The organism is Paenibacillus sp. SEL3 (genome assembly GCF_054602585.1).
In genome coordinates this window covers 2364446-2380861 of sequence record NZ_CM137725.1, presented here as the reverse complement: position 1 = coordinate 2380861, position 16416 = coordinate 2364446, and the positions used below count along the sequence as shown (strand labels likewise).

The 16416-nt window shown below is 40.0% G+C and carries 14 protein-coding genes; 12 read left to right on the top strand and 2 right to left on the bottom strand.

Annotated elements, in window-relative coordinates:
* The first annotated feature begins 5 nt into the window (after window positions 1-5).
* The 11 genes from ACYCS5_RS11030 to ACYCS5_RS10980 all read left to right on the top strand — a co-directional run bounded on the left by ACYCS5_RS11030 (window position 6) and on the right by ACYCS5_RS10980 (window position 13039).
* Window positions 6-1763, top strand: a complete 1758-nt coding sequence (locus tag ACYCS5_RS11030; RefSeq protein WP_459761045.1) for a TnsD family Tn7-like transposition protein — start codon at window positions 6-8, stop codon at window positions 1761-1763.
* Between the two features lie 55 nt (window positions 1764-1818).
* The gene (locus ACYCS5_RS11025) at window positions 1819-3111 is read left to right on the top strand and encodes a TnsD family Tn7-like transposition protein (protein ID WP_459761044.1); all 1293 of its coding nucleotides are present in this window, start codon (window positions 1819-1821) and stop codon (window positions 3109-3111) included.
* Window positions 3112-3590: 479 nt separating this feature from the next.
* On the top strand, window positions 3591-3677 hold the full coding sequence (locus ACYCS5_RS11020; RefSeq protein WP_459761307.1) for a hypothetical protein: 87 nt from the start codon (window positions 3591-3593) through the stop codon (window positions 3675-3677).
* A 1078-nt stretch (window positions 3678-4755) separates the two neighbouring features.
* The gene (locus tag ACYCS5_RS11015) at window positions 4756-5895 is read left to right on the top strand and encodes a pentapeptide repeat-containing protein (protein WP_459761043.1); all 1140 of its coding nucleotides are present in this window, start codon (window positions 4756-4758) and stop codon (window positions 5893-5895) included.
* A gap of 54 nt (window positions 5896-5949) precedes the next feature.
* On the top strand, window positions 5950-6474 hold the full coding sequence (locus tag ACYCS5_RS11010) for a hypothetical protein (RefSeq protein WP_256026119.1): 525 nt from the start codon (window positions 5950-5952) through the stop codon (window positions 6472-6474).
* Between the two features lie 22 nt (window positions 6475-6496).
* Window positions 6497-7156 carry a hypothetical protein gene (locus ACYCS5_RS11005; protein WP_069012443.1) on the top strand — a complete coding sequence of 220 codons (660 nt, stop codon included), beginning with the start codon at window positions 6497-6499 and terminating at the stop codon, window positions 7154-7156.
* A complete protein-coding gene (locus tag ACYCS5_RS11000) occupies window positions 7153-8577 on the top strand; it encodes a phage baseplate assembly protein V (RefSeq protein WP_069012442.1) in 1425 nt (474 codons plus the stop codon). The genes ACYCS5_RS11005 and ACYCS5_RS11000 overlap by 4 nt, the downstream gene beginning before the upstream one ends.
* A 29-nt stretch (window positions 8578-8606) precedes the next feature.
* A complete protein-coding gene (locus ACYCS5_RS10995) occupies window positions 8607-9041 on the top strand; it encodes a DUF4280 domain-containing protein (protein WP_094153718.1) in 435 nt (144 codons plus the stop codon).
* A gap of 11 nt (window positions 9042-9052) precedes the next feature.
* Window positions 9053-10195 carry a phage baseplate assembly protein V gene (locus ACYCS5_RS10990; protein WP_459761042.1) on the top strand — a complete coding sequence of 381 codons (1143 nt, stop codon included), beginning with the start codon at window positions 9053-9055 and terminating at the stop codon, window positions 10193-10195.
* A 17-nt stretch (window positions 10196-10212) separates the two neighbouring features.
* On the top strand, window positions 10213-12102 hold the full coding sequence (locus ACYCS5_RS10985; RefSeq protein WP_459761041.1) for a hypothetical protein: 1890 nt from the start codon (window positions 10213-10215) through the stop codon (window positions 12100-12102).
* A 100-nt stretch (window positions 12103-12202) separates the two neighbouring features.
* A complete protein-coding gene (locus tag ACYCS5_RS10980) occupies window positions 12203-13039 on the top strand; it encodes a hypothetical protein (RefSeq protein ID WP_341163034.1) in 837 nt (278 codons plus the stop codon).
* A gap of 1243 nt (window positions 13040-14282) precedes the next feature.
* Here ACYCS5_RS10980 and ACYCS5_RS10975 read toward each other — a convergent pair.
* Window positions 14283-14561, bottom strand: a complete 279-nt coding sequence (locus tag ACYCS5_RS10975; RefSeq protein WP_069012438.1) for a helix-turn-helix domain-containing protein — start codon at window positions 14559-14561, stop codon at window positions 14283-14285.
* Window positions 14562-15192: 631 nt separating this feature from the next.
* On the opposite strand from ACYCS5_RS10975, the gene ACYCS5_RS10970 reads away from it, so the two are divergent.
* Window positions 15193-15555: a TnsA endonuclease N-terminal domain-containing protein gene (locus ACYCS5_RS10970; protein WP_230585215.1), complete on the top strand. Its 363-nt coding sequence runs from the start codon at window positions 15193-15195 to the stop codon at window positions 15553-15555.
* Window positions 15556-15888: 333 nt separating this feature from the next.
* On the opposite strand, the gene ACYCS5_RS10965 is transcribed toward ACYCS5_RS10970, so the two are convergent.
* A complete protein-coding gene (locus ACYCS5_RS10965) occupies window positions 15889-16119 on the bottom strand; it encodes a hypothetical protein (RefSeq protein ID WP_340956976.1) in 231 nt (76 codons plus the stop codon).
* Between the last annotated feature and the right edge of the window lie 297 nt (window positions 16120-16416).

Genomic DNA, 16416 nt, shown 5'->3' with positions numbered 1-16416 from the left:
AACTCATGAGCATGGAGATCTATCCTGATGAATTAATCAGTAGTTTTATGGCTAGAATGCATTGGACAAGAGGTCATAAAAGCATCCGGGCTACATACAATAACTTGCTTGAATTAAGAGCAGGTAGACCAGTTCATGATTTACCCAGTGGATTGATGACATTCATGCAAAAATTCAAGTTTAAATGTAGTGTGGAGGAATTAATTTATTCCCACACATTATATCCTTATTACCAACCTTTTTGGTCAGAACAGCAAAGAATGCGTGTAAAAAAAGAGATGTTATCCGATAAAAGTCAGATTACGCACCTAGTTTCAGGAGTAATGGCCAGTGTAATTAAAACCCATAAGCAACTCAAGCTGTGTCCTTTATGTATACAACAGGATGAACAAAGGTATGGAGAACCCTATTGGCATCGAGTTCACCAACTTCCAGGCGTATGGGCTTGTCCTACACATCACTGCGTACTGATCGACAAATGTTTTAAATGTGGTGATGACTTTTTGGATCACCGTATTCAGTATCCAACGTTACTGAATAGATTTTGTAAAAATCAACATTCCTTAGCTCATTTTATATGTCCCGAGAAAGATATGGATATTTTACAACTCGCAAAGACAAGTAGGTTTATCCTACACGGGGGATATAGTCAGCTTAATCATACGTTAATGTATAGTCGAATTATGAACCAATTACACCGTTTAGACTTATGTACAGTAGCTGGAAGGGTGAGGCAAAGGGAAGTAAGAGAGCGATTTTTTAGTAAATATAATAGTACATTTTTAAGTCGCATAGGGGTACCCCTTCCAATATCAAACGAATTTAGTTGGTTATCCACTATTCTTCGAAAACCAAGACAATCACAACATCCTCTTTTATATATACTATGTATTCAATTACTATGGGATCAACCGGAGGACTTATTGCAGGAAGAGAGTAGCTCACCTTTTGGCACAGGCCCCTGGCCATGTTTAAACAAGGTATCCGATCATGAATATGTTGAGTCCATAAACAAGGTGAAAATAACGGCATGTTCAAAAACCCGAAAACCAGTAGGTATTTTTGAATGCCCTATTTGTGGATTTACTTACTCCAGAAAAGGACCAGACAGAAAGAAAGAGCATGTAAGTGAAATAAGCACCATCAGAAATTTCGGTTTTGTTTGGGAAAACCAATTAAATGTTTTATTAGAGGAGGATTCGTTAAGCGTAAGAGCAATTGCTCGTTTGATGAAATGCGACTCTAAAACAGTCATGAATTACAAACTCAAAAGAAATGCTGAGGAAAATAAGGTTGACCCGATGCCTGAAAATCATTCAAGAAGAAAACAGAAAATAAAGCCTCTTACCTGCAAAGAGAATTTACCACTATCTTATGATAGAGTCGATTGGAAACGACGGGATTTGGAAATAAACGACCGAATGCTACATGCCATTCATCAGTTACAGAATAGTAAGGACAAACCTATAAGGATAACCAAGACTCGAGTAGGAAGAATAATAGGGTATTCTGGACTGTTGGAGAAGCATCTAGATAAATTACCTTGCTGTAAGGCGACACTTGCAAAGCATGTAGAGCCTATTCAACAATATCAAAAAAGGAAGATCCATTGGGCGATCCAACAATGTGTAAATAACAAAGTGACGCTAAAGAAGTGGGTTATACTTAAGAAAGCAGGGATGAACAATTCTAATTTCAGAACTCTAGATGATTATATCTTTGAGCAAATTGCATGTTTAAATTGCGAAAAGCAAATCGGATAATTACATTGATAACTTTTAGTGAATGATCCTTTATGCAGGGTGAGGGGGAGACATATTGATTATCAATTTGTATCCTGATGAGTATATCTATAGTATCTGCGCGCGATTTCATTTTTATCTAGGTACACAACTAAGAAGTGCTTCTAGATTAATCAAATCATATTCGACTTTGCTAGATATGTGTCATTTAATGCGACCCATAACTCCATCAAAATCGTTAATAGATGCTGCGTATTTGCTACAAACGCACACGCTCCATCCCTATTTTAATCATTTTATTCCAAATCACAAAAAGAAGGAAATTAAAAATACGATCATGAATGATCGTCTAACCAATCTAGAAAACAGCATGGGCTTTAAAATAACTAACCCAGATCTGTGCCTATGTCCCCTTTGTTTCATTGAAGACATGCATAAATATGGTGATCCTTATTGGCATAGATCACATCAATTAGCGGGTACCCTCGTGTGCGACACCCACAATATTATGCTCCTATCTGAATGCCCTGTATGTGGTGAAGTACTGGCGACAAGTACGGAGAAAATCCCTAAGGTTCCTTCTTTATTTTGCTCCTCCGGACATTCCCTTGAATGTGTTATTCCTAACCAAAACAAAATCCTCTTAACAATTGCATGTGAAAATCGTTTGTTACTAGACGAAAAAGTGAATCTTGATGTCATAGAAATTGAAGAGAAAATGAAGGGAATATTACTCTACAAAGAGCATATTTCGAATAAACATACATCAAGGAATATAAAAGTAAACCAAAAATTCCAGGCTAAATTTAGTGAGGAATATGTGAAACGAATTGAAGATTCCATTCAAAGTTTGAAAATTAATTCCATATGGAAAAAACAATCTATTCACCCTATATTCTATGTACTGTACATGATATATTTCTCAGGCTCAATAACTAACTTTGTACATGAGGATAAATATCTACCGTGGAAAAATATGAAATCTTGGCCATGCCCTAATAAAGTGTGTCCTAATTATAAACAACTAGTCGTTCAATTGGTGAATAGTGAAATGATATCTGGTGATATTTATGGCTATTTTATGTGTCCTACATGCGGGTATGCCTACTCCGAATGTGATGGAGACAATTTAGGGACTTTAGATATTATATCTAAAGGTCATTTGTGGGAAGCAAAATTTAAGGAACTCCTTTATAGAGAAGATATATCTTTTGATGACATGAAAGAAATTTTAGGTACTACTTTTTATTGGATAGAAAAAGAACTTAAAAAGTACGAAGACCTAGGTTTAGAACTTCTATTAAAAAAATTGTATTCAAAAGAGATATTAGAAAATATAAAGACGGACGCACTTATTAATAAAAAATGAAATTAAAATCAGGTACTTTAATAATATTATTAGTACTATTTTTTTGAAGAATAAATTACAAATACTGGACTTCAGTACACAACTTTATTGTATATCGTACAGGTGAAAAAAGTTGCATTTTACTCGTTAGTACACAACTTTATTGTATATTACAAAATCGGAAAATCGGAAAAAATGTTGATACACCAAGGGGAGCTAGTACACAACTTTATTGTATGTACACATAATTGTCTGGTGATAAAAGAGTGTGGAACCAGTAAAAGATGTACGGAACCAATAAAAAAACTGTGGAACCAGTAAAAAAAGTCTGGAACTAGTCATTTTACAAACATCAAGAAAGATCCCGATGATATATCGGGATCTTTTTAGCTTAGGAGGGCAATTATGTCTACAATAGGCCAACGAATTCGAACTATTAGAAAAACAACAACTTAAATCAAATAAAGTTTGCAAATATAATTGGCATTTCTCAAAGAACGTTGAGTGAGCTGGAGCAAGATAAATACAGACCCTCTCTTGATATAATTATAGCAATTAAAGAAAACTTCAATTCCCATATAGAGTAGTTAATCTTTGGAGATACGCCTGTATCAAAAAACGCTATTTTTAATTTAGCCATTGAAGCTCAGGAATTAGAACTTATTTCTTTGTTTCGAGAACTTACTAAAGAAGATAGAGATAAAATTATTGATTTTATAAAACTGAAGATTGTTCGGTACTAATCTTTCACGAGAGCTCCTTAATGATATGTCTTAGAAATACTCATTTTAATTTTGGTACATACAAGTCACAAACGAGCTCTCTTACTTTGGAGTACAAATCCCTATTGTAATAACGGTCAATTGACAAAAAGCACGACGCGCAAGATCAGGCGTTACAAATGGAATTATTTTGAAGTAACCATTATAGGATACAGATAGAAGTACTATTCAAACGTTGATCTATACCTTATTGAGTTAACTGGTGAAATCCACTAATGGAGTAGTTTCCAACTTTCTTTGTATGGCGATTTTTGGTGTTTCCAGACTTTTTTTCTCGTGTTTATCAAGTGTCGGAGCTAATTCAATAAAATGAACAAAAGAGACGTCATTCTCAAACGTCTGTCTCCAAAGGGGGATTCCTAGTGCGGCTAGCTGGAGACTCGAAGTTATTCAGTGACAGGGAAAGGGAAGCCTGTCACTACACCCGCAGAATCTGTTTCTTTGCCTCTTGGAAGAGGTTTGACTCCCGTTGCTCTACCTGCTCATCCTGCTCTCTGAGCGGGTTTTTGCTTTTTATTGAGTAGAGTATAGAAATGAGATTATTAAGTCTTAAAGGTTCACTATGATTTGTAAACATCATATGAAACGAGGAAAGATGGGGGGAATTAATTATATTTACTCACTCTCCTAAGATATACGATTTGATAGATTAGTTGTATAGCAAGTCTTTATTGTTTACATTGAAAATAACACTTATTATGGTTCTTTCTGTAAACAAAATCACTAATCTGTCCGATACATACATAAGGATGTTTTATTGTTAAATATACCCTTGAAAATTATGATTTCACATATCATTTATATTAGATTTCGGTTTAAGATAACCAGCTATTTTAATATGTACGGTAGTATATAAATGCAGCAACCAGAAAGGAGATGGAACGTGAATCGTGAGGAAATTCTTCAACATTTTGCAAATGAGGTCCACGAACCGTTAAAGCATCAAATGTTATTTACGTTGGAAGCCTCTTTTCAAAATCGTAAGCATGCTTTGGTGAAGACATTTCGTAATTCACTGGAGCAACTACTCGGGAAAGTCAAGCAGATGCAGCGAGAAGGTACCAAGCAGGCGTTGGGATATATATCTTACTCCATGCTTCGTACCGAATTAGCAAACGGAAGGGCGACCTATTTGGTGGAGGCCATGGACAAGACGTGGTTTATGGATCGCCATCCTTGCCGAAATACTTATGATGCAGAATGGGCCTTTCGCTATTTGGACGAGTGGGAGACGGAATTAAGTAAGCATGCTAAGAAATATGGTGGAAGAATCGGCTTGGATGATATTCAAAGGATGAAATTGCGCGCGGCAATACATATTCACCAATATATCATTGCTTTGGCGCGTTTTAGTATCACAGAAGAATGGTTGGATGAAATACAGTTTGCTCATGAAATACAGTTGGAAGATGTGTTCGAGCTGAGAGTCGGAGAATATTGGGACCAAAGTGAAGTCGTTTATAAACGGGATGTGCGTGTCAAAGATTCGACGGTGACGAAAGATTGGCTTGAGGAAAAGAAGCCATATGACTACATACATGAAGTTTTTCGGGGAATTGACGGATCTCGAGGAGATTATGAGGGAATACGTCTGCAATATGCCGATTTGAGTGAAAGTTCTTTTAACAATAGTGTTTTTACAGGAGGAAATCTGATCGGTTCCCGTTGGAATAAAGCCTGTTTACAAGAAGCGGATTTTAGCGGTTGTTTGATTCAGGAAGCCCGTTTTGAACAAGCCAACTTAAAGGGAGCATCTTTCCGGGATGCAATAGCTGTACCTGGAATTTACCAGTCTAAACGATGGGAAAGACCCGGTTTTCAACCCGTAAGTTTTGCAGGAGCGGATCTTACAGGAGCTCAATTTCAGGGAGCCTACTTGAAGGATGCAGATTTCACCGGGGCCATATTGCAGGGGGCTGACTTTATGGGTGCAACGTTTGAGGGAGCCTGCTTCAAAGGAGCGGTGCTGGATGGAAGCCGGTTTAGTTTAGGTATGCATCCAGCCGTTCAGAGTCTAACTTAATTTGGATAACACAATGTGGGACAAACGGAAAGGGAATGGAGGGAGCGTGGCATAGTGGAGTATTTCCTTTGTCAGCAGGATGATCGGATGTTGAATGCTGCTGTACCCGTGTGGGATGAAGAGGCAAATGCAGAGATGATGGACCTAAATGGCTGGACGAATTGGCCTCTATCTTATGCTGCACAGTTTAAGGTTAATGGTCACGATTATACAATTTACCCTGATATTCTAATGGGTTCCAGGATGATGGTATCTGATGCTGTGCATAAATTGTTACAGGTCTTTGTGCCGGGCTTGTTTAGCCGCATGGCTTTGCTTCGGGATATGGAACGTTCGCAGCAAAAGTTGTATTGGATGACTCAACCCCCGTTAGTGGATTGTTTGGGTGAGCAAAGTCAATTTCATCCTGGAGGAACATTGATGAAGCTAGTCGTAGATCGAAAACGTACCGAGGGGAAATCCCTATTGCAAGTTCAAGGGTTGCGTGAAACCTGCACGTTGGTCAATCTGACCTTGGCGGAAAGTCTGCTGCGGAGGGGGACAAGTGGCATCACCTTTCAGGAAGTCGTCATGCAGTAATAAAGATGGGAGTGGATAATGTATGGAACATCTGGATCAGAAAATAGTCTCGATGCTACACACAGTAGCTGTAGAAAATATCGAAAATGATCAATCTTTAATTGAGCATGAAGGGTTGAATCACGCTCACGGGAAGGAGCCGTTTGGACAGCCGCTACAAACACTTATGCAAATTGGCGGAGAAAGACTGGTCTTTGCTCAGCGACATTTGTTGGATGAACGCATTTGTATTACGATGCCAAATAGCTTTCGGGATATGCCCATGCACGAGCAACGATTAAAATATCCTTCTCATCATCGTCCGGATTTTATTTTTACCAATAACACAGGCACGATTAACTTAACCTTCAAGCATACCGAGAGTCCATTACAAACCGAAGAGTTGGAGTACTTTACGGATGAGATGGCTCAGGTGGTAAAGCAAACCCAGAAGTTGACTGAATGGTTTGGCCATGAAGTGCTGGAGAACGAAGAGTGTCGGATTGGATACTGCGAATTTATGACACCAGTATGGAACGCACGTGTATATAATTTATCCTTCTTTACGGTGCTGGAAGGACGTGCGCTAATGTGTACTTTTAACTGTACGGATGAAGAGATGGCAACCTGGCAGCCAATAGCCCGCAGTATGCTGCTAACGTTGAAAATAGAGTCTGAGCGAAAGGAAAATCAACTCTTATGACATTAACCCACATTACATATGATCGGTTGCAAATTACACCATTTGAATTGGTTAGCATTCAGGAACTCCATATGACCAAGCGGCTGAATGAGCACACCCGGCTCTCTTTTACCGCTATTTTACCTGAAGAATTACAGGACAGCTATGTCCAGTTGATCGAAGCCGATTCCCCGGTTTGTGTGTCGCAACTAGATGAAGCAGGCACTCCAACACCGCTATTTAACGGAACGGTGCTCCATATGGAAGTCAAAGTGGTCAGAGATGTGTATTACCTGGAGGTTGAGGCGATATCACACACGTATAAACTGGATATTCATAAAAAGAACAGGTCGTTTCAGGACAAAAATATGAAGGTTGAGGAATTGCTGCGGGCTGTAGGAGCAGATTATCCCGGTTTTGATATCATTGATTCCGCTACAGGGGGAGCGGCTTTAGGCCGTATAGCAGTCCAATATCGTGAAACCGATTGGGAGTTCCTCAAGCGGATCGCTTCGCGTTACCATACTTCACTCACACCTGCGTCGGTATTTGATGTGCCAAAGTGCTATTTTGGAGTCGAGGAAACCCAGTCTGGACTGGACTTAACCAATTATCATTATACCGTCAGCAAGCGAGTTGGAGATTATCGTTATTTTAACGGCAATGATACAGCACATGTAAACGAGCATGATTTTATTGATTACCGGGTTGAGGCGGAGCAGGTATTAGAGCTCGGCAGCACCGTTACCTTTAAGGGTAAAAATCTGTATGTGTACAAGGTAGACACTCATATGCAAAAAGGAATGATGCAGCACGTGTATACCCTGACTTCCCACAAGGGATTGAGACACCAAGAGGTGTTAAACGAGCAGCTTATCGGTCTGTCTTTACCTGGTAAAGTCATTCAGGTAGAGCGAGATCGTATCAAACTACATTTACATATCGATGCTGCGCAGGACCCTACAAAGGCCCACTGGTTTACCTATGTTTCTCCTTATACTGCAGAAGGACATAGCGGATGGTACGTAATGCCTGAGCTCGGGGATACCGTTCTGCTCTATTTCCCTACCCATCGAGAAGAAGAGGGCATGGCAAGTACATCTTTGCGCGAAAAGAATCGGAGTGCGGGGCAACACGCTCTTGCACATCCTGACATCAAATTGTTTCGTACCGCGCACGGCAAGGAAATCAAATTAACCCCTGATGAAATTATCATCACCAGTAAAGAGGGGACGATGTATATCCAGTTAAATGAGAAAAATGGAATTCACATTGTAAGCGATAAACAGATTCAATTTTCAGCAGGAGGGAATATCTCCCTTCATTCCGGCAGTAAAGTGAAAATCACGGCCGGGGATGAAATTCAAATGACGAGCAAAGGCAGTACCGTATCGTTGGGTGGAATAACCAATGTTCTGGGTAGCGAAGTGAAAACAAACTAAGAAAGGACATGGGGAAGGGGAAGAGAAGAATGGCAAAAAAATCTCATTCGGAAGAGGAAACTATTCAGGCTGGACGGGGAAGCAAGCAGGGCTACGTAGTTGCCGGGGCCATCTTGAGCTGCAGCTTTGGTACGCAGCCGACACGGCTCAAACGACCGTTCAGTCACGGCGTATATGTGAAGGAGAAAGCCCAAATGAATGTTGGAGATTACTTGCCCGGCACCAATATCAGCAATTTTGGCCGTTGCTCCTGCCCAGCCAATCCAGCGGTCAAAAGCAGTGACATGGTCGATATTTATGGGGTCAAAAAAGCGAACTGTGTTCCGGTGATCACCGGACCCTGGATCGGGGGCAAAAGCGATGTGCTTGTGGAAGGAGAACCGGCCTTGCTGGACCAATGCTCGAATGCGTGCCTATACGGGGGAATGATTCGGATTACAGACGATGGCCAGACGCTGGAGTAAGGAGGTACAAGTTGGATCACATACAAACGATGTTAACGTATAAGGAACTGGAATGTACAGGTCCATATCCTCTTCAAACGATAAACGAACTGCGTATCGAACGAAAACTAAATGACCACGTCCGGTTAAAGATCAGTGGATGGATAGATGAGGAACAGAGAGATCATTACATAGAACAGGATCAGGATAACGAACCGGTCATTATCCGTACCAAAACAGAAAATGATCAGCCTGAACGCATTTTGTTCCATGGTTTACTGGTCCATGCAGAAACACGGATGGTGCGTGGCATCTATTATGTGGAGCTTGAAGCCGTATCTCATACAATTCAGTTGGATATCACACCTGTAACTCGTTCTTATCAGGATACTTTAATGCCCTACGGAAATTTGATCAAGCAAATCATACAGAAGTACAGCCAGGCCGATGTTATTGATAACGTAACAAATGGTGCTACCCTGCATGCATTTACTTTACAGTATCAGGAGACGGATTGGGCCTTTCTCAAACGGGTCGCTTCCCGATTTGGAGCTATGCTGGTCCCGGAAATTTCACTAAACGGGCCCAAATTCTGGTTGGGTATGCCGGAGGGACAATACGTTGAAATGAAGCATCCCGTTTACCGTACTCGGCGCAGTTTTGATCCCAACAGCAAAACAAAATTTAGCTACTTGCTGCAGAGTGAAAAGCTTGCCCGGCCCGGGGATCTGACGGATTGGAATGGCGAGCAATGGATGGTAGCGGAAGTCACTTCTGAATTGCAAAAAGGAGTACTGCTACACGAGTATGAACTGGTTCACGAACAGGGGATTCAGCAAACAGAGATTTTGTACTCGAACCTCACCGGAGCCTCACTGGAAGGGCATGTATTAGAGGTCCAGTCAGGCCGAATACGTGTTCATCTTACAGTGGATGAAAAGCAGGATCGGGAAACGGCATGGTGGTTTCCATATGCTAGCAGTTATACAGCCGAAGGGAATAGCGGTTTGTACGTCATGCCGGAACGAGGAGATAGGGTATCCGTCCGGTTCCCTACAGAGCAGGAGGCGGATGGATATGCGGCAAGCTCCATACGACAAGGAGAAACTCGCCAAAGCTCGCTGACCCAGCCACCAAGTATTGGGGGACACCTCATGACAAGGATATCAAGCTAAGTGCCAGTGAGTTGAAGATGACGGCCAAGTCGGAGCAGGTTTACATTCAATTGAATGCATCGGGTGTTCAGGTCGTCAGTGAGCATGAATTGTCATTGTCGGCGGGCAATACACTTTCATTGCATGCAGATGGGGAACTAAATATTCAAGCTGCCGAGGCCATCTATTTCAAAGCAGGCAGCAGCAGTTTGATGCTGGACGGTGAAACGGATATCCGATCCGCTAAAGTTCAACTGGAAGGGACGGTTAAAAAACCGGTTTTTGTAGCCGAACTGGCTCCGGTCTGGGAACCGCCATTAATGTCTGTAAAAGCCTATGCAGAGGCGCAGGCGGCGAAAAGTACAGCAAGCAGCAGTACAGGAGGAAGCTCCAATTCAGGCGCTACATCGAAAGATGAGGGAGCCGTTAAGTCAGCCGTAAACACTCCCAGCTCACCGAAGGCCAGTCTACTGGATGGTGTATTGGGACTAGCCCAGAAAGTATGTGATGTGGCTGGGTCTATTCCTGTCTTGGGAGCCATTCCAAAAGCAGCAAGTCAAAAAATAGCTTCGATTCGTTCCGAGGTCGCTTCCTCCGGACCGTCATCCATAGTTAAATATGCGGCAGCAGGCTTGTCCATGATCGCCAGTGTACCTTCCCATGGTTGGGGAGTGGTGTTGGGGAAGACCGCCAAGGTTGCTGCCCAAACCTTACAGGCGCATGCGGAGGAACAGAGGGCGCGTGAACAACATGCGATGATGGATTTCCTGGGCAAGGTGTGGACGAGTGCCAGAGGATATGGAGGAGTACAATCCATATCGGATTTCATCAACTATGTAAAAGGAGTCAATCAGGCTTCCGTCCAAGCCTATAGTGATATTCCTTCTGATATACGGGAACGCTGGTATCAAAGAAATGTGGATCAACAGTTTGAGGATGCGCTGGATGCTTATTATAATAATCAGGATCTCTCCACAGATATAATTGCATTAATGGAGCATCAGCGGCAGACAGACAACCATTTTCGATATAGTGACAGAGCTTTGATGAGTTCCAAGTATCGGGACGATATGAAAGGATACACGACGGAACAGAAAAAATATTTGATTGATTTTCTGAATTCAATTGACGATTATAGAAAAGAGTATGGGCCGTTTAGGGAAAGTCCTTTTATGAAAGATCTGGATAAGACTGAGCGGATTGTGTTGAGTGAAATCAAAAACTCCTCTCATGAATATCTAGAGGCAACATGGGAGCGAATACGTAACTTTCCTAATCTAGATATTAGCCAAATGGTAGTCGATAACTTTAAAGGAAAACAAGACGTAGCAGATAAAATTGTTAAAGTCATAACGCAACCAGAGGCTGTTTATGAAAAAGCAAAAAATAGCTCCAAACAAGAAAATGCCCATCTGTTAGTAGAAGCAGCATTTGCGTTTGTAGTTGGAAGGAAAGGAAAGAAAGGAAAGGAAGGAAAGAAACATTCCAAAGATGACGGTGCTTCACCAGGAGGATCGCATAAGAAGGATGATCATCTCTCTGAGGGGCCAGAATCTATACCGCCTGAGAAATTATTAGGAATTGAACATGCAAATATACTAAATCCAAGAGATTCTTTAAATCAAAAAATTCCAGTAAGAGGCGGTATATCAGGAAAAACAGAAAGTCGTCATTTAACTAAACATGAGAGAAATTTAGCTAATCAAATTCTTGATGATATTTCAGCGCAAGCTCGGGGTGACAAAAGCGCTAAAGCGCGTTTAGAGGCATTAAACGATCATGTTCTTGATAATAGGCGTAATGGGCAGAATTACGCAGGGTGGAATTCTGTATATATACGAGATGAACATGGAAACAATGGTGTAATGCGAATTATTTATAAGCAAACTCCTAAAGGGATTGAGTGGCATGTAGTACAATGGCACTAGGCTTTCTATGGTAGAATTGCTTTTATTGCCATTAATCTGATATAAAGTCGTGTAAAAAGTTAAATTAAGTAACACTAACAATAGAAAGGGAGAAAGTCTAGTGGACGAGAAAGTTAAATATATTAATGAGCTATTCAAATATCTAACACAAAATAATGATACAAAAGAATATCAAACGTTTTTTGCTCTACTAGAAAAAGTAAAATATAATCCTAGCTTGCTAGAATATTACGGAGAAGAATTTGTTGAACATTTGATAGACCTTCTCCCGCGTATAGAAGATAAGTATGATCAAGCTTCAGTAATAGAAACAATCATTGAATGTTTAGACATTTACACATTTAGTGAAAACTACCTTAAGGAAATCTTTGATAAATATATGTTATGTGTAGCTGAAAAAGCTGTTAATGTGAAAGGAATGTCAGCTTGTTTAATAGGGTTTATACAAGCGGGAATTAGTGAAAAAGAAATAATTAAGAAGTTGGAAGAGAATTTAGAGAAAGAACACTTAATAAACGTACTCTCAAAAATGTACATCAATTTTCTTGCTAATTCTGTAGAAGCCAAATCTTACTTGATGAAGGAAGTACAAGAAGCTTATTATTTAATCCAGCGTTCTGGAATTATCGCTCAATTTTTATTATTAGTGCATCCACACGTTCGGAAATATGCGGGAATAAGTCAGATCACATTCTTATACGATTCATACAGAGGTGTGTATGAGGATTGCTGGCCAAGAGGGTTACTTCCCAATATGAAAGACACGCTTATTAAGTCAAAGGTGCTGTCATCAAAGGAAGTAAGTATTTTAGAAGAGTTGGATAGGTTAATCAATAAGCAGGAAAAAGAATTAGATTCGATGGAAGTTAGAAAATTGTATGAAGATTTTTTCGCAGGTAAAGATCCACTTGAGGTAATTTTTACTTTGCCAGTGTAGAAAATTACGTAAAGAGTTCTACCTAACCACTTGATGATATGTTCCTTGGATTAAGCAGGCGTTAGATAACGAAGCCAAGCAAATTCGATTATTCTTACTCCTGCTAAGATTGAATTGATATATTATTCCGATGGACATATTCAAAATTAAATAATCGCCCTATGCTTCTGTGTGTGATTCCTACCTATAGAGTGTCTACCATATAAGGGGAAATATCTCGAAAGGAGAAATCGTTTATATCATCCTGTAAAAGACTGCATTCAAAAGTTTGGGCTAACACATCGGGCGTTTGTCGTTCTGTATGATATCTCTTGAGAGGTTTCGTAGTTGCTTGTTTATTGCTACACTAATTCCCTCACCCGCTTCGGCTACGATGAACAGGAAGCATATATCTTATGATGGAAGTGAAGAGCAGCAAGAACCTACCGCCGCAGCGGTAGGCAGGGTGAATCAATGAAGCATCTCCTTTAGATACGACATAGTCCTTATACGGCGGGAGGATGTGCTTGAATATGATTCTGAAAATATGGACGAGCTTGCTAATTTCGTCAAGCATATCAAAAACCAGTCGGCAATCTTCTACAACAAATTTATGAAGAAGATTTAATAATGCCAATTACACGATATCAAAATAATCAAAAAAACTTGTTTTGATGCAGAAACGACACTCCTTTTCTTTATCACGATATAAAATATTCTTCTCCTCACAACTTAATAAGGGAGAGCATTACTTAAATTGGGTAAGACAGTTTGTGGGTTTAAACTTTATAATGATGTAAGCGAACCAGCGGATTATGGAATAAACTAAGCGGAAGACCGCATTTGGGAGTCGGTTTCCAACTTTCTTTTCATGGTAATTTGTGGTGGTTCCAGACTTTTTATTTCTCGTGTTTATCACGTGCCGCGGCAAACCCAATAAAACCAACAAAATTGGTTCCGTACTTTTTTATCACCCGACATTAATTGTCTGGTGATAAAAAAGTACGGAACCAGTAAAAAAAGTCTGGAACTGGTCATTTTACAAACATCAAGAAAGATCCCGATGATATATCGGGATCTTTTTAGCTTAGGAGGGCAATTATGTCTACAATAGGCCAACGAATTCGAACTATTAGAAAAACAAACAACTTAAATTAAATAAAGTTTGCAAGTATAATTGGAATTTCTCAAGGAACGTTGAGTGAGCTGGAGCAAGATAAATATAGACCCTCTCTTGATTTAATTATAGCAATTAAGGAAAGCTTCAATTCCCATATAGAATGGTTAATCTTTGGAGATACACCTGTATCAATTGAGCCCACACAGTAGGGAACGTCATTCGATTAGCAATACAAAGTAAATAATCAGTTGTAACGTCAAAAACCTTTGCTAAAGATATTAAATGATTAATTTTAGGCCGTGCTACGTTTCGCTCCCAATTAGAAACAACCTGTTTAGTTACCCCGATTTTATTAGAAATTTCCTTTTGTATCCATTCATGGAGTAGTCTCGAATTTTTACATCGCTGTTCCAAAGTATTCATGAATTCATCTCTATTGAGAAAATCAAATAGCTTTTACCCGACCCATCTGCTTACTAATTATACTTACTTATAGCCCATATTATAGCTTATTCATACCCTACTGTACCCTACGAGTAGCCTATGAATAGGCTACGAAGTAAAATATAGCTAAAAAATATTACTTTGCTATTGTATAAAGCTGTGAGTTGTTATATTCTACATTTGTATTTTGAAGTAAAACTAAAATATATCTTAGGAGTAGAAAAAGATAACTGAACTTTACTCTGATTTAGTAGTTCTAAAAAGAAGGTGAATAATGAGCAAAATTCGATCAAGTAACTCTATAGCATCTATTCAACGGAAAATCAAAGAAGGAAGAGGTCAAGGCCACTTTTCGGAATATAAACCTTGGTTGACGGTACATGATGTACCTTCAATAGGGATAGTTACTCGAATTCTTGGTTGGAAAAGTGGTCGACTTCACCATTATCTGTCTGAACACTTTGAATTGGCACATCATTGCCAAATGGAAGTGGTCAGAGCAAGTGATTGATATTCGCGAACAATTTCCTTTATTACCCCTAGATAAAACCCTCTATATTGCATAAAAGTTAAACATCCAACTGACCCCAAGAATAAGCTTCCCATCATTATGACTACAGATATGTTACTTACAGTAAAACAAGAAAAAAGTATAAAATTTATTGCACATTCTATCAAACCTTCTAACAAGTTGACAAAACGAGTTGTAGAGAAATTACAGATTGAAAAAGAGTTCTTTAAAGACCAAAAGATAGAGTGGGCACTTATTACGGAAAGGCAGATAAACTACAATTTATTCAGGAATGTCGAATGGCTTCATAATGCTAAAAACAACGATAAGTTGTCAAATCACCATATAAATAGTCTCGAAGATAATCTCTATTATGCTATTCAACAAAGTGAAAAACCATTTGCGAAAGTTACAAGAGAACAAGATGAATTATTTGGTTTACCAAGTGGGTACTGGATATGACTCATCTAATACAGCCTACTCTACAATCCATGATTATTTTAGAAAATAGACGCAAGCGCAAGGATTCGGAGCACCAGCAGAGAATGTATACAGGGAAGATCTCCCAAATTGGCCGGCACCCCGCCTCAGTGTCGACACGCGTCGAATTCCCCGATTGATGGCAAGCCATTCCCAGTGTTTCTTCTCCATTCGCTCTTTTTAGGCAAAATATTAACACTTTATGTTGGGAAGACCCAATTTAACTAAAGTTTTACTATACATTATTGGAAATTTTGATATAATTCTACCTAGGTCAACCTTCCAATTATGATAGAAAATAGAATTGGATGGTTTTTATACCTGTCCAAGCTGTGCCGCGAGAGACCAGTCCACTGGCAACCCAGCAAGCTGGCATGCGGAGACCGACAATTGTGGAAAATGACAGTCGAGAATATGTTGCTCCATGACGTCAGAAGGTTCAGAAAGGATGAAGCCAACCTTATCCCAATTCCGATGGAAGATGAAGCGCGTGAGCATTTTTGAAAAGCTGGAATTCACCGCCAATCCAAGGGCTGTCCCGTTCATGCCATACGGAGCATTCTTTGAGCCTCATGCAGCACCATCGTCACATCTAATCGTCAGGAAAGGCTCACTACCCCGCAGCCGGATCTTTACTTATCCACACCAGGCGGGGGAATACACAAATTGTACATAGAGTGTATCAATATCCTTAAACATAAGCTTCGACAAAGGCAGCTCCGGTGCCGAATCCGGAGGTACGGCCGACTTTGTGCTGGCCGGCCGGAACCCTACAGCAAGTCTTACATCGATGGGAGGAACATCCCTTGTCCACCCCCAAATCCAATTCCGAACCCAATGTTA

Bases quoted from the DNA above. Each gene is read 5' to 3' on its own strand.
- ACYCS5_RS11005 (WP_069012443.1), top strand. From the start codon at position 6,497: ATGGAACATCTGGATCAGAAAATAGTCTCGATGCTACACACAGTAGCT.
- ACYCS5_RS11000 (WP_069012442.1), top strand. From the start codon at position 7,153: ATGACATTAACCCACATTACATATGATCGGTTGCAAATTACACCATTT.
- ACYCS5_RS10985 (WP_459761041.1), top strand. From the start codon at position 10,213: ATGACGGCCAAGTCGGAGCAGGTTTACATTCAATTGAATGCATCGGGT.
- ACYCS5_RS10965 (WP_340956976.1), bottom strand. From the start codon at position 16,119: ATGAACGGGACAGCCCTTGGATTGGCGGTGAATTCCAGCTTTTCAAAA.
- ACYCS5_RS10970 (WP_230585215.1), top strand. From the start codon at position 15,193: ATGACTACAGATATGTTACTTACAGTAAAACAAGAAAAAAGTATAAAA.
- ACYCS5_RS10995 (WP_094153718.1), top strand. From the start codon at position 8,607: ATGGCAAAAAAATCTCATTCGGAAGAGGAAACTATTCAGGCTGGACGG.
- ACYCS5_RS11030 (WP_459761045.1), top strand. From the start codon at position 6: ATGAGCATGGAGATCTATCCTGATGAATTAATCAGTAGTTTTATGGCT.
- ACYCS5_RS10975 (WP_069012438.1), bottom strand. From the start codon at position 14,561: ATGAATACTTTGGAACAGCGATGTAAAAATTCGAGACTACTCCATGAA.